General features: G+C 75.4%; 11 protein-coding genes. 4 read left to right on the forward strand and 7 right to left on the reverse strand.

The genetic code is table 11. The features are described from left to right. The first annotated feature begins 266 nt into the window (after positions 1–266). Positions 267–2,204 (forward strand): anthranilate synthase family protein, encoded by a 1,938-nt coding sequence (locus ADK60_RS21530; protein ID WP_053648182.1) that lies wholly within the window; start codon positions 267–269, stop codon positions 2,202–2,204. Positions 2,205–2,288: 84 nt separating this feature from the next. Here the strand turns inward: ADK60_RS21530 and ADK60_RS21535 are convergent, their stop codons facing one another. From ADK60_RS21535 to ADK60_RS21545, 3 genes are read right to left on the reverse strand one after another with little or no spacing between them, the layout of a single operon-like run. Then, positions 2,289–2,987 (reverse strand): response regulator, encoded by a 699-nt coding sequence (locus ADK60_RS21535; RefSeq protein ID WP_053648184.1) that lies wholly within the window; start codon positions 2,985–2,987, stop codon positions 2,289–2,291. Positions 2,988–3,012: 25 nt separating this feature from the next. Then, complete coding sequence (gene macS / locus ADK60_RS21540; RefSeq protein WP_079008586.1) at positions 3,013–4,230, reverse strand: MacS family sensor histidine kinase; 1,218 nt, start codon at positions 4,228–4,230, stop codon at positions 3,013–3,015. Positions 4,231–4,267: 37 nt separating this feature from the next. Further along, on the reverse strand, positions 4,268–5,086 hold the full coding sequence (locus ADK60_RS21545; RefSeq protein WP_063783221.1) for a lysophospholipid acyltransferase family protein: 819 nt from the start codon (positions 5,084–5,086) through the stop codon (positions 4,268–4,270). Positions 5,087–5,372: 286 nt separating this feature from the next. Here ADK60_RS21545 and ADK60_RS21550 point away from each other — a divergent pair, with 286 nt between their 5' ends. The 3 genes from ADK60_RS21550 to ADK60_RS21560 all read left to right on the forward strand — a co-directional run bounded on the left by ADK60_RS21550 (position 5,373) and on the right by ADK60_RS21560 (position 9,820). Beyond that, the gene (locus ADK60_RS21550; protein ID WP_045938217.1) at positions 5,373–6,167 is read left to right on the forward strand and encodes an alpha/beta hydrolase; all 795 of its coding nucleotides are present in this window, start codon (positions 5,373–5,375) and stop codon (positions 6,165–6,167) included. Positions 6,168–6,177: 10 nt separating this feature from the next. Then, positions 6,178–7,056 carry a hypothetical protein gene (locus ADK60_RS46815; RefSeq protein ID WP_053648188.1) on the forward strand — a complete coding sequence of 293 codons (879 nt, stop codon included), beginning with the start codon at positions 6,178–6,180 and terminating at the stop codon, positions 7,054–7,056. Between the two features lie 340 nt (positions 7,057–7,396). Then, positions 7,397–9,820, forward strand: a complete 2,424-nt coding sequence (locus ADK60_RS21560; protein WP_053648190.1) for a DUF11 domain-containing protein — start codon at positions 7,397–7,399, stop codon at positions 9,818–9,820. Between the two features lie 65 nt (positions 9,821–9,885). Here ADK60_RS21560 and ADK60_RS21565 read toward each other — a convergent pair whose 3' ends face one another. The 4 genes from ADK60_RS21565 to ADK60_RS21580 form a co-directional block, all read right to left on the reverse strand. Next, on the reverse strand, positions 9,886–10,650 hold the full coding sequence (locus tag ADK60_RS21565) for an endonuclease/exonuclease/phosphatase family protein (RefSeq protein ID WP_053648192.1): 765 nt from the start codon (positions 10,648–10,650) through the stop codon (positions 9,886–9,888). Between the two features lie 145 nt (positions 10,651–10,795). Beyond that, a complete protein-coding gene (locus ADK60_RS21570) occupies positions 10,796–11,740 on the reverse strand; it encodes an ROK family glucokinase (protein ID WP_045938234.1) in 945 nt (314 codons plus the stop codon). 192 nt (positions 11,741–11,932) lie between these two features. Beyond that, positions 11,933–12,292 (reverse strand): DUF5304 family protein, encoded by a 360-nt coding sequence (locus ADK60_RS21575; RefSeq protein ID WP_052708821.1) that lies wholly within the window; start codon positions 12,290–12,292, stop codon positions 11,933–11,935. Positions 12,293–12,547: 255 nt separating this feature from the next. Further along, complete coding sequence (locus tag ADK60_RS21580) at positions 12,548–13,720, reverse strand: ArsA family ATPase (protein ID WP_053648194.1); 1,173 nt, start codon at positions 13,718–13,720, stop codon at positions 12,548–12,550. Between the last annotated feature and the right edge of the window lie 3 nt (positions 13,721–13,723).

Raw genomic sequence — 13,723 nt, forward strand, 5'->3', positions numbered from 1 at the left:
GCCCGAGGGATGAGACACCTTGCGGACAATCGGGTGACGGGCCTCACGCCCGTCCGGGGATCCGCTAGGCTCGGTCCCGTGAACACGCCGCACACGCGATCCTGGTGGTGGGCCGACCCTCTGGGTGGCCCACAGTCAGCGCGTTCCTAGACGCACACGACGGCCGCCCCCGGGGCGGCCGTCGGCGTTCCACCAGCCGGTCGGCAGCCTCCCGGAGCGGAAACCCACCCCGCCGCAGAAGCCATCCCGGAAGGAACGCCGCCACCGTGACCAGTGCCGCCGACCTGCTCGCCCGCCTCACCGCCGCCGACGCGCCGGCCTTCGCCCTGCTGCACCGCCGCACACCCCGCACCGCCCCGGACACCGTCGAGATCCTGCTCGGCACCGTCGGCAGCCACGACCGGCTGGCCGACCTGCCGGTCCGCCACGGCGTCCCCGCCGACGGCCCCGTCCACGACCTGCTGGCCCTCGTCCCCTACCGGCAGATCCGCGAGCGCGGCTTCGAGGCGCACGACGACGGCACCCCGCTGCAGGCCCTCTCGGTCACCGAGCAGTACGCCCTGCCGCTGGCCGAGGTCACGGCCGCGCTGCCGCAGCTGCCGGTCGCCCTGACCGACGGCGGCTTCGACATCGACGACGCCGAGTACGCCGCCATCGTCCGCCGGGTGATCGAGGACGAGATCGGCCGCGGCGAGGGCGCCAACTTCGTCGTCCGCCGCGACTTCACCGCGACCCTCGACAACTTCTCGCCCGCGCTCGCCCTGACCCTGTTCCGGCGGCTGCTGGAGCAGGAGCGCGGCGCCTACTGGACCTTCCTCGTGCACACCGGCGACCGCGTGCTCGTCGGCGCCTCCCCCGAGGTGCACGTCCGGCAGAGCGGCGGGACGGTCGTGATGAACCCGATCTCCGGCACCTACCGCTATCCCGCCGCCGGCTCCGACCTGGACTCGCTGATCTCCTTCCTCCACGACCCCAAGGAGCTGGAGGAGCTGACCATGGTGGTCGACGAGGAACTCAAGATGATGTGCACCGTCGGCGACCTCGGCGGCCAGGTGCTCGGCCCCCGGCTCAAGGAGATGTCCCACCTCGCGCACACCGAGTACGAGCTGCGCGGCCGCACCTCGCTGGACGTCCGCGAGGTGCTGAAGGAGACCATGTTCGCCGCCACCGTCACCGGCAGCCCGGTGCAGAACGCCACCCGGGTGATCAAGCGGTACGAGCGCGGCGGCCGCGGCTACTACTCCGGCGCGCTCGCCCTGATCGGCCGCTCGGCCAGCGGCGGCCAGCTGCTGGACTCCCCGATCTGCATCCGCACCGCCGACATCGACCCGGCCACCGGCCGGCTCGCCGTCCGGGTCGGCGCCACCCTCGTCCGCCACTCCGACCCGGACGGCGAGGTCGCCGAGACCCACGCCAAGGCCGCCGGGGTGCTCACCGCCATCGGCGCCCGCCCGGCCCCCGCCCGGACGGCCGGCCGGAACGGCCCGCGACTCGGCGACAACCACCGCGTCCAGGCCGCGCTGGACGCCCGCCGGGCCGGCCTCGCCCCGTTCTGGCTGCGGATGCAGCAGCCGGCCCGGATCACCGAGGAGCTGGAGACCCTCGTCGTCGACGGCGAGGACACCTTCACCGCGATGCTCGGCCACCTGCTGACCTCGCTCGGCCACCGGGTCACCGTGGCCCGGTTCGACGAGCCGGGCCTGCGCGAGCGGGTCGCCGCCCACCCCGGCGCGCTGGTGCTCGGCCCCGGCCCGGGCGACCCGGCCGCCGAGGACGACCCCAAGATGGCCGTGCTGCGCCCGATCGTCACCGACGCGCTGGCCGCCGTCCGGGCCGGCCGGCGCACCGCCCCGCTGCTCGCCGTCTGCCTCAGCCACCAGCTGCTGTCCGGCGCGCTCGGGCTGCCGCTGGTCCGCAAGGCGGTGCCGTACCAGGGCGCGCAGGAGAGCGTGGACCTCTTCGGCGACCAGCGGACGGTCGGCTTCTACAACACCTTCACCGCGCGCTGCACCGACGCCGACGCCACCCGGCTGGCCGCCGCGGGCGTCGAGGTGGCCCGGGACCCGCTGACCGGGGACGTGCACGCGCTGCGCGGGCCGGGCTTCGCCGGGCTGCAGTTCCACCCCGAGTCGGTGCTCACCAGGGACGGCGTGGAGATCGTCGCCGGACTGCTGCGCGGGACGGTGGCCGGCGTCCCGCGCTGAGCCGCCGTCACCGGGCCGACAGGGCACCGGGGGCTCCGACGACGTACCGGGCGGGGTGGCGCGGCCGCACACCCCGCCCGGGCGTCACACCGCGTCGTCCAGGCCCTGCTCGATCGCGTACCTGACCAGCTCGACCCGGTTGTGCAGCTGGAGCTTGCCCAGGGTGTTCTGGACGTGGTTCTGCACCGTGCGGTGGGAGAGCACCAGCCGGTCGGCGATCTGCTTGTACGACAGCCCCTTGGCGACCATCCGCAGCACCTCGGTCTCCCGGGCCGTCAGCTGCGGGACGACCGGCGCGGCCGGGGCGGGCGGCTCGGCCGCCAGCCGGCGGAACTCGCCGAGCACCAGCCCGGCCAGGCCGGGGGTGAACACCGCGTCGCCGACGGCGGTGCGGCGCACCGCGTCCAGCAGTTCCTCCCGACCGGCCGACTTGACCAGGTAGCCGGTCGCACCCGACTTCACCGCCTCCAGCACGTCCGCGTGCTCGCCGCTCGCGGACAGCACCAGCACCCGCACCGACGGGTCGTGCCCGACCACCTGGCGGCAGACCTCGGCGCCGGACAGGCCGGGCAGGTTGAGGTCGAGCACCACGACCTGCGGGGAGCAGGCGCGGGCCCGGCGGACGGCCTCCTCGCCGTCCCCGGCGGTGGCCACCACGTCCAGCCCGGCCTCGGCGAGGTCCCGGGAGACGGCGTCGCGCCACATCGGGTGGTCGTCCACCACCATCACCCGTACCGGACGGCCGGCGGCCGCCTGCTGATCGGTCGACAGGTCGGTGGTCATGCGCGGAACCCTTTCGCGGAAGGTGTCACAGGAGGCCGGCCGGGGCGCCGGACGCGGTGCGCGGGACCCTGAGCTCCACCTCGACGCCCTCCCCGGGCGCCGAGTACAGCTCCGCGGTGCCGCCGAGGTCCAGCAGTCGGCCCCGGATCGACTGGGAGACGCCGAGCCGCCCGGCCCGCTCCGCCTCGCCGAGCCGCCCCGGCGCGAAGCCGGGACCGTCGTCGCGGATCGAGACGGTGACGGCCTCCGGCTCGTCCTCGACCAGGATCCAGGCCCGCGCCCCGGGCCCGGCGTGGCGGCGCACATTGTCCACCGCGGCGCCGACGGCGGCGGCCAGCTCACCGGCGGTCCGCCCGGGCAGCAGCACCGGGGTGCCGGGGGCCGAGACGGTCACCCGCTCGTCCGTGTAAGGGGTGAGCAGGGCGCTGAGGTCCTGCGGCTGCTCCGGCGCGCGCTGCTCGGGCAGCGGCCCACCGCTCATCAGCGCGCGCAGGGCGCGCTCCTGCTCGCCGGCCAGCCGCCCCAGCTCGGTGAGGTCGGCGCCGCCGGCCGGTGCCTCGGTGCCCCGGCGCTGGACGAGCGCGAGCACCTGCAGCACCCCGTCGTGGATGTCCCGGGAGAGCCGCTCCCGCTCCCGGGTGGCCGCCTCGACCTGGAGCGCCCGGGTGAGCGTCGCCTCGCTGGCCCGGGCCAGTTCGATCACATAGCCGATCGCGCAGCCGGCCACCATGAGCAGCACGATGTTGTGGACGTTGTCGCCGGTCGCGCCGCCGTGGCCGAGGATGTTGGCCACCCCGATCACCGAGCCGGCCGCCGCCGCCCAGCGCCAGCCGCCCCGGCCGGCGAAGCCGAGCACGGTGCCGGCCGCCCAGATGGTGGGCAGGGTCGGCGCGCCGTGGCTGATCCGGGCGGGATCGTCGATCATGCCGCTCATCACGATGCCGGTGACGACCAGCGTGAGGTCGGTGGTGAGGACGTACCAGGTGCAGCGCTGCGGGCCGGAGAAGGCCCGGGTGGAGGCGAGCGTCCAGAGGGTCAGCGCGCCGAGGTAGATCCAGCCCGCGACGGGGTGCAGGAACGACAGGTAGGAGTCGAAGTAGCGGAGCAGTGCGTAGCCCAGGGCCAGCACCCGGAAGGAGGAGATCGCCCGCCAGAGCGGCAGTTCGACGGACATGCCGCCCGCCGCCACCGCCGCGCCGACCGTGCCCGGGCGCGCCGCCCCGGCTCTGCCGCCGTCCGTCATCCCTGTCGCCCTCCCCCGGCGCCGGGTCGGCCCCGACTCAGGCCGACCCGGGCTCCTTCTGCTGCTCCTGCGCGGCCTTCTCCTGCTCGGCCTTCTCCAGCTTCTCCGCCTCGGCCTTCTCGGCCTTGGCGGCGGCCTGCTCGGCCTTCTGCACGGCCTTGCGCTCGGCGTCGGCCTTCTTCTTGTCGTCGGCGAGCTGCCGCTTGGCGGCGGTCGCGTAGATGTCCACGTACTCCTGGCCGGACAGCCGCATGATCTCGTACATCACCTCGTCCGTCACCGAACGGAGGATGAAGCGGTCGTTCTCCATGCCGTGGTAGCGGGAGAAGTCCAGCGGGCGGCCGATCCGGATGCCCGGGCGGGTGCCGAAGTTCGGGACCACCTGGCCGGGCGGCTGCACCTTCTCGGTGTCGATCATCGCGACCGGGATGACCGGCGCGCCGGTGGCCAGGGCAACGCGGGCCAGGCCGCCGACCTTGCCCCGGTAGAGCTTGCCGTCGGGCGAGCGGGTGCCCTCCGGGTAGACGCCGAACAGCTCGCCCCGGTCCAGTACGGCGATCGCCGAACGGATCGCCGCCTCGCCGGCGCCGCGCACGCCCGAGCGGTCGACCGGGAGCTGGCCGACGCCCTTGAAGAAGGCGGCGGTCAGCCGGCCCTTGATGCCCGGCGTGGTGAAGTACTCCGCCTTGGCGATGAAGGTCACCCGGCGCTTGATCAGCGCGGGGAAGAAGAAGGAGTCCGAGAACGAGAGGTGGTTGCTCGCGATGATCGCGGCACCCTCGGTGGGGATGTTCTCCTCACCCTCGATCCACGGCCGGAAGAAGATCCGAAGCAGTGGCGCGACGATCATCTTCATCAGTCGGTAGAACAACCCGGGCCTCCTGTATTGCGGACCGGTCGATCCTAATGCCCTTCGGTGTCCGCCCGTGCCCCACCCCGCCCCGGCGGGGTGTCCCGGGGGCGGGGCGGCCCGGTGCCCGGCGGGGGTGTACGGGGCGGGCGGGCACATGGGACGATGCGAATTCCGCAGCCTCCGGTGCCGGCCGGTCCCCGGACGCCCCCGCACGTCCAGCGCGTACCGCTCGTACCAGTGCCACCTCCAGCGCCACCCTCCAGCGTCCTCGCCCGCGAAGGAGCCCGCCATGTCGCTGCTGCCCGGCGCCGAACCGTACCGCCACCGGGGCGGGCCGGTGGGCGTCCTGCTCTGCCACGGGTTCACCGGCTCCCCGCAGTCGCTGCGGCCCTGGGCCGAGGACCTGGCCCGGGCCGGGTACACCGTCGGGCTGCCGGTGCTGCCGGGGCACGGCACCCGCTGGCAGGACATGCAGCTCACCCGCTGGGAGGACTGGTACGCCGAGGTCGAGCGGGAGTTGCTCACGCTGGCCGGGCAGTGCGAGCGGGTCTTCGTCTTCGGACTGTCGATGGGCGGCGGGCTGGCACTGCGGCTGGCCTCCGTGCACGGGCCGAGGATCGCCGGGCTGGTGCTGGTCAACCCGTCGGTGCGGTCGGACAACCCCGCGAGTGTCATTCTGCCGGTGCTGCGGCACCTGGTGCCGAGCGTGCCCGGGGTCGCCAACGACATCGCCCGGCCCGGCGCGGACGAACTGGCCTACGACCGCACCCCGCTGCACGCCGCCTGGTCGCTGGCCCGGCTGTGGAAGGACGTCCAGGCCCGGCTGCCCCGGGTGACCCAGCCGGTGCTGCTCTTCCGCAGCCCGCAGGACCACGTGGTCTCCGCAGCCAACTCCGAGCTGGTGCTGGCCCGGATATCCTCGACCGATGTGACGGAGCGGCTGTGCCAGCGCAGCTATCACGTCGCGACGCTGGACCACGACGCGGGGGAAATATTCGCGGCCGCCCAGGACTTCATCCGACGGTTGGCTCCCGCGCACGCGGCGGGCGTCATCCCGGTGAAATCCGACCACCACCAAGGCTGAAGGGCCGGAAGTGCACGAGAGCAGCACGGCGGGCGGCGAGGACGACGCGCCCCGCGAGGACGGTGCGACCACGGGCGGCGCGCGGCCGGGCGCCGGGCGGGCCGACGGCGAGCAGACCGGCCGGGGCCCGGCCGGGGGCGCGGCGGCCCCGGCGACGGGCGGCGAGGCGACGACGGCCGGCGCGTCCGGGTCCGGCTCGGGCCCGGCTTCGGGCTCGGGGACCGCGTCGGGTCCGGGCCCGGTTTCCGGCACGGGATCGGGACCGGCGTCCGGCTCGGCTTCAGGCTCCGCTGACGCCCCGGTCGCGGGCGAGGGCGGCGGGGCGGCCGAGCCGTCCCGGACCCGGCGCGCACCCGAGCGCAGCCAGGCCGAGCAGGACGAGATCTTCGCCGCGCTGGTCGCCCAGTTCGACGACCCGGTGGACCTCAACAACCCCAACTGGCCCGAGGTCGAGAACCTCCGGGCGCGCGGCGAGCTCAAGGGCTTCAAGGACCCCTCCGGCGCCGACCGGCTCCCCGGCGAGCCCGGCGACCTCTCCGACCTGGCGCCCCAGCCGCGCCCCCGCTCCGGCCGCCCGGTGATGCCGGCCGCCGGCTCCGCCGGGCCGCGCGACTTCGAGCTGTCCGAGGAGACCGACGAGGGCCACTTCGTCCCGCCGGAGCCGCCGCCGCTGCCCGAGGCCGACACCACCGCCAAGTTCGCCTGGCTGGCGGTGCTCGGCGGGCCAGCGCTGCTGCTCTTCGACGCGGTGGTCTGGCGCGAGGTCTCCGGCTGGCCGGCCTGGGTCGGGGTGGCCTCCTTCCTCGGCGGTTTCGCCACCCTGGTGGTCCGGATGAAGGACCGCGACGAGGACGAGCCCGAGGACCCGCACGGCGGCGCCGTCGTCTGACCCCTCGGACTCCCGCGCCCGGGCCGTGCCCGGGCGTCCGTCGCAACGGCCTCCCGGGCACCGTCCGGGAGGCCGTCGGCGTGTCTGCCCGGCCCCGCGGTCACTCCTCGGAGTGGAGTTCGGCGGCCAGTGGGTGCAGCGGCGCCCCGACCTGCCGGGCCGCCACGGGGGACCGCCCGAAGCTGTGTGCCGACGCCCCGGGACCGGGCACCCCTCGCACCCGAGGGGCCGTCCGGGGTGGCGGGTGCGCGGTGCACCCGTGAGGCGACGCCGCCGCCGCGCGGACCTCGGCACGAGGACCACCGGACCAGGGGTCGGCGTGACAACGAGGAGACTCGAAGTGGACCGTTTTCCCACGTCCAGGTCCAAGGCCGAGCCCGATCCCGGGTCCGGGTCCGGGTCCGGGCCCCGATCCGGGTCCAGGTCCAGGCCCCGCGCATGGCCGGGATCCGGCCGGCTCGGCGCGGCGGCAGCCGCCGGCCTGCTGCTCGCACTGGCGGTCCCCGGGGCGGCGCTCGCCGCGCCCGGCGACCTCGATCCGGCCTTCGGCACCGGCGGGAGGACGACCACCGACTTCGGCGGCGGGGCCGACGAGGCCCGCGGTGTCGTCGTCCAGGCGGACGGCCGGATCGTCGTGGCCGGCTACGCGGGTGCCGGGGACGACTTCGCGCTGGCCCGGTACAACGCCGACGGATCCTTGGACACCGGCTTCGGAACCGGCGGCAAGGTGACGACGGACTTCGCCGGCGGCTCGGACGAGGCCCGCGGCCTCGCCCTCCAGGCCGACGGCAGGATTGTGGCGGTCGGCCGCAGCGAGGTGCCCGAGGGCGGCGTCGGCTGGTTCTCGGTGGCCCGGTACAACACCGACGGCTCGCTGGACACCGGCTTCGGAACCGGCGGCAAGGTGACCGTCGACTTCGGAACCGGCGGCGCCGACGACGCGTTCGGCGCGGCGGTGCAGGGTGACGGACGGATCGTCGTCGCGGGTCTGACGGGGGGTGACTTCGCGCTGGCCCGGCTCAATGCCGACGGCAGCCTCGACAGCGGCTTCGACACCGACGGCAAGGTCATCACCGACTTCGACGACGGCGCCGACGCGGCCCGCGCCGTGGCGGTGCAGAGCGACGGGAAGATCGTCGCCGCCGGGTACACCGGCAGCGGCGCCGGCAACTACGACTTCGCGCTCGCCCGCTACACCCCGAGCGGCGCCCCCGACACCGGCTTCAGCAGCGACGGCAAGGTCGCCACCACGTTCGGCGGCGTCGAGTTCGCCCACGCGGTGGCCCTGCAGCCCGATGGGAAGATCGTCGCCGCCGGGTACACCGGCAACGACTTCGCGCTGGCCCGCTACAACAGCGCCGGCAACCTCGACGGCGGCTTCGACACCGACGGCAAGGTCACCACCGACTTCGGCGGCGGCGAGATCGCCTACGGCGTCGCGGTGCAGTCCGGCGGCGCGATCGTCGCCGTCGGCTCCACGGCGTCGGGCGGCGCCAGCGACTTCGCGCTCGCCCGCTACACCCCGAGCGGCGCCCTCGACACCGGCTTCAGCGGCGACGGCAGGACCACCACCGACTTCGGCGGGGGCTTCGACCAGGCGCTCGGCACCGCCGTCCAGGCGGACGGCCGGATCCTGGCGGCCGGCTTCAGCAACGGCGACATGGCCCTCGCCCGCTACGACGGCGCGGCCGGCACCCCGACCGGGGTCGACCTCTCGGTCACCAAGACCGGCCCCGCCACCGTCACCGCCGGCGGCCAGGCGCCGTACACCGTGACGGTCACCAACAACAGCGCCGCGGCCGCCACCGGCGTCACCCTCACGGACGCGCTCACCGGTCCGGGCACGGTGCTCTCGGCCACGCCGGGCCAGGGCAGCTGCACCACCACCGCCACCAGCGCCAACTGCACCCTCGGCACCCTCGCGGCCGGCGCGAGCACCACCGTCACGGTCACGGTCGGCACCACCGGTGCGGGCACCCTCAGCGACACCGCCACCGTCGGCGCCACCCAGAGCGACCCCGTCCCGGCCAACAACACCGCCAACGCCACCACCGCGGTGAACGCCCCGGCCGGTGTCGACCTGGCCGTCACCAGGAGCGCCCCGAGCACCACCAGCATCGGCGACACCCCGACGTACACCGTGACGGTGACCAACCGCAGCACCGGCCAGAGCGCCACCGGGGTGACGCTCACGGACTCGCTCACCGGCCCGGGCACCGTGCTCTCGGCCGCGCCGGGCCAGGGCAGCTGCACCACCACCGCCACTGCCGCCAACTGCACCCTCGGCACCCTCGCCGCCGGCGCGAGCACCACCGTCACGGTGACCGTCGAGCCCCGGGCCACCGGTACCCTCACCGACACCGCCACCGTCGGCGCCACCCAGGCCGACCCCGTCCCGGCCAACAACACCGCCACCACGAACACCGGCGTCAACAACGCCCACGGCTGCACGATCATCGGTACCGCCAACGGCGAGACCCTGTTCGGCACCGGCGGCAGCGACGTCATCTGCGCCCTCGGCGGCAACGACACGGTCAACGCGGGCGGCGGCAACGACACCGTCTACGCCGGCTCGGGCAACGACACGGTCGACGGCGGGTCCGGCAACGACACGCTCCTCGGCGGTCTCGGTAACGACCGGCTGACCGGTGGCATCGGCAACGACTCGCTCAACGGCGGTCCCGGCACCGACACCCTGAACGGCGGCTCCGGCACCGACAGTTGCACCGCGGCGGCGGGTGACACCGTCATCAGCTGCCCGTAGCACGTCCCCGGCAGTACGCCCGCGCGGCGCGGCACCCGAGAGGTGTGCCGCGCCGCGCGGCTGTGTCACCGGCCGGCGGGACCCGGTCCCGGTGCGGGCAGCCGGAGCACCGCCAGGACCGGCAGGTGGTCGGTGGCGGCCAGCAGGTCGGCCTCGGCGACGCCGGGCAGTCCGTGCGGGACGCCGCAGGCCAGCACCTCGATGTCGGGGGTGGCGAAGACGGCGTCGAGCCGCTGGTAGGGATTCTCGGGCACGGAGGTCATCTCGCCGCCCCAGGGTGCCACCGCGTACCCGTCCTGGAGCCGGTCGGCCAGCGACCGCCAGCCGGGCCCGTCCGGGTGCTCGTTGAAGTCCCCGGCGATCACGCCGGGTCCGGCGTACCGCAGCTGTCCGGTGAGCAGTCCGAACTGCCGCAGCCGCTCGTCCGCGTCCAGGCTGAGGTGGCAGCTGGTGACGGTGAACGGCGCCGCGTCGGCCACCTCGACCAGCGCGGTCGCGAAGCCGCGCGCGTGCAGCCCCCTGGTCTTCGGCAGCAGCCGGTCGTGGACGGCCCGCACCCGGACGCCGAGCCGGCCGAGCAGCAGCGGCCCGGCCGCGATCCGGCCGCCGCCGCTCAGCACCACGGTGCCGGTCGCCCGGGCGAGCCAGGCGGCCTGCCCCTCGGGGCGCCAGTAGCGCGGCGACTCCTGTACACAGACGAGGTCCGGCTCGCAGGCCCGGATCACCCGGGCGAGCGCATGCCGGTCGTCCCGCAGGGAGCGGACGTTGTAGCTGAGCAGCCGGAGCCGGCCCGGTGCGGGCGGCGGAAGTTCGGCCGGTGCGGTGGTCATCGGTGGTCCTCCCCTGGGCGTCCCGGACGACGCTACCGCCCGGACCGCCGGGGCCGCCGACGGCGCGACACCCCCGGCGGCCCGGAACGACGACGGCCCGGTCCGCGGGGAACCGGGCCGCCGGTCGGCGGTGCGAGGGGACGGGTCAGACCGTGCGGGCCAGGTCGGCCGCGCCGGCGATCCCGGCGGCCGAACCGGTCGAGGCGAGCACCACCTCGGCGCGCGGGCGGTGCACCCCGCCGGTCAGGTAGTGCTCGAAGGCCTTGGCGACCGGGTCGAGCAGCAGCCGGCCGGAGTCGGAGACACCGCCGCCGAGGACGAAGACGGCCGGGTCGAAGAGCGCCGCGAGGTCGGCCATCCCCCGGCCCAGCCAGTCGGCCAGCTCGGCGTAGCACTCCAGGGCGAGCGGGTCGCCCTCCTCGGCGGCCTGGGTGATGTGAATGCCGCGGATGGTCTCGGCGACGCCGTCGTTGAGCTCCAGCATCCGCTTGCCACGCACGGAGTCCTCCGCGGCGCGCTCCCGGCCGTACCGGCGCAGGGCGCGGCCGGAGCCGTACTGCTCCCAGCAACCCCGGCCGCCGCAGCCGCAGGGCAGGCCGTCCGGGACCATGTTGAGGTGGCCGATCTCGCCGGCCACGCCGAACCGGCCCCGGTGCAGCCGGCCGTCCAGGACGAGGCCGCCGCCGATGCCGGTGCCGACGGTGATCAGCACCATGTCGCTGTGGCCGGCCGCGGCGCCGAAGCGGTACTCGGCCCAGGCGGCGCAGTTGGCGTCGTTCTCGACCACCGCGGGCAGGCCGGTCAGCTCCTCGACCCGGCCGCGCAGGGGCTCGTCCTCCCAGTCGATGTTGGGGGCGAAGATCACCGTCGAACGCTCGCGGTCGACGAAGCCGGGCGCTCCGATGCCCGCCGCGACCACGTCGGGGTACTGCTCCTTGAGTTCGCGCACGGCCTGCGCGATGGCGTCGACCGCCCACTGCGGGTCGGCCGGGGTGGGCACCCTGGTCCGGGCCAGGATCTCGCCGGCCTCGTCGACCACACCTGCCGCGATCTTGGTCCCGCCGACGTCGACGCCGATGGTCAGAGCCATGTGTCCCTCAGCTATTCACTCGTTCCCGCTGGACGGAACGCTACCGCCCAACCAAGCCCCCGTACACACCGTCGCATACATTAACCGAAGACAATCTGCGGCCAACCGGACCGAGCCCCTTCAAAAGTCGTACATTTTCACCGGTGGCGTCACAGGGTGAAGCCGGGACGTGACCCGGAGGGGATCAGGGATTCACTGCTTGGCGGACGGTCCCTCAGCTGCGTCGTCGAGGTCCACCCGTTCGGTGCGGGTCGGCTCCCCGGCGGTCCAGCGGTGCTCGTGGCCCGCCACGGCGGCCCGGTAGGCGGCCAGCAGCTCGGCCCCGGCGGCGGCCAGGCCGGTACCGGCGGCGGCGAGGTGGTCGTACACCTCGGGCTGCTTCTCCCGCAGCCGGTCGGCCAGCCCGGCCAGCGAGAGCAGGGTCTCGGCGCTCGCCTCCTGGGCCTTCTCGCCGACGACGGAGGCGAACCGGCGCACCTCGTCCACCAGCGGGCCCAACTCCGGCCCGAACGGGTGCTCGGCGGTGGGCTCGGTCCGGTCGGTGGTGGTCATCGCGCGCGCCTCCTCAGCAACGGTGCCCGCGCCCGCGGCCACCCGCCCCGACGCTACCGGACCCCGTTGCGCCCCCTGCACGGAAGGCGAGCGGGCGACCCCGCCCCGAGGCACCTCACATGCGAGCGGGCGACTCCCGCCCCGAGCCGAAGGGGCGCGCCGGTGCCGAAAGGGAGAGCGCGAGGGAGCGACGTAGGAGCGAGGGAGCGCCGACCGTCGGCACCGGACAAAAGCGCCCCGGAGGCGAGAGGGCGACTACCTGGGCCAGAGGGCCGGGTCGGGGGCGAAGCGGATCGCCAGCACCCCGTCCTGCAGGCCCGCGCCGGCGACCGTGCACCGCCGCAGCGCCGACGGCAGGGCCAGCACCCGGCGGTGCGCGCCCAGGCCGACCACCAGCTCGTCCCCGCGCCGGACCAGGTCCAGGTCCTCCCGCGCGGCACCGGGCAGCGCCAGGTGCCAGACCAGCAGACCGTCCTCGGCCAGCCGGTCCTCGACGGTCCACGGCCCGGCGGCCCGCGCCTCCGGACCGGCCCCGGCGCCGTAGAGGCAGTCGGCGACGGCCTCCAGGGTGGCCTCGGCGGGCCCGGTGGTGAGCAGCGGGATGCCGTCCAGGGTGGCGGCCAGCGCGGTCAGCTCGTCCCGGCGGCGCCCGGCGAGGGCGGCCAGCCAAGGGTCGGGCGAGTCGGTGGCGGCCTCCGGCAGCACCCCGTGCACCACCACGGCGTCCGGGCGGTGGCCGTGCAGGGCGAGGCCGGCCCGGATCCGCCGCAGTTCCGCGAAGGGGTGGGCGTCGGCGGCGGTGACCAGGCGGACGCTGGTGCCGGGCGCGGTGATCGCGGCGCGGGCCGCGGCGAGCGCGCCGGCGGCCTTGGCCCGCGTCTCGTACAGCCAGTCGGCGGGCATCGGGACCCCGGCGAGGCCGGCCAGCAGGGGCCGCAGGGCCCGGGCGGCCTGGCGCTGCTCGGGGACGAGCCGGGCCAGGTAGCGCTCCAGCTGCTCGGGCAGGGCGAGGGTGGCGATCAGATCGGCGGGCGGCGGGGCGAGCACCACCAGGACCTCGGCCTCGACCGCGGGCAGCGCCCGGAGCAGGGCCAGCCGGGCGGTGCCGGGGAGCGCGGTGAGTTCCTCGGGGTCGAGCGGGTCGGCGCCGAGCAGGTCGAGCGCGGGCTTGAGCCGGCCGCCGATCTCGTCGAGCGCGTGCCGGAAGGCGGCCTGCTCGTCGGTCCTGGCGACGGCCAGGCCGGGCGCGTACCCGGCCGGCTCGGCCTCCAGCCGGACGCCGAGGACGGCGTCCAGGGTGCGGTGCGGGTCGTCGGCCGCGAGCAGCAGGGTGCGCCGGCCCTGCCGGGCGGCGTGCAGGGCGGTGGCGGCGGCCACCTCGGGCGCCGCCGGGTCGCCGCTGACCAGGATGGTGCGTGTCGCCGTCATGCC

The organism is Streptomyces sp. XY431 (assembly GCF_001279805.1).
In the GTDB taxonomy this organism is placed as follows: Bacteria; Actinomycetota; Actinomycetes; order Streptomycetales; family Streptomycetaceae; genus Kitasatospora; species Kitasatospora purpeofusca.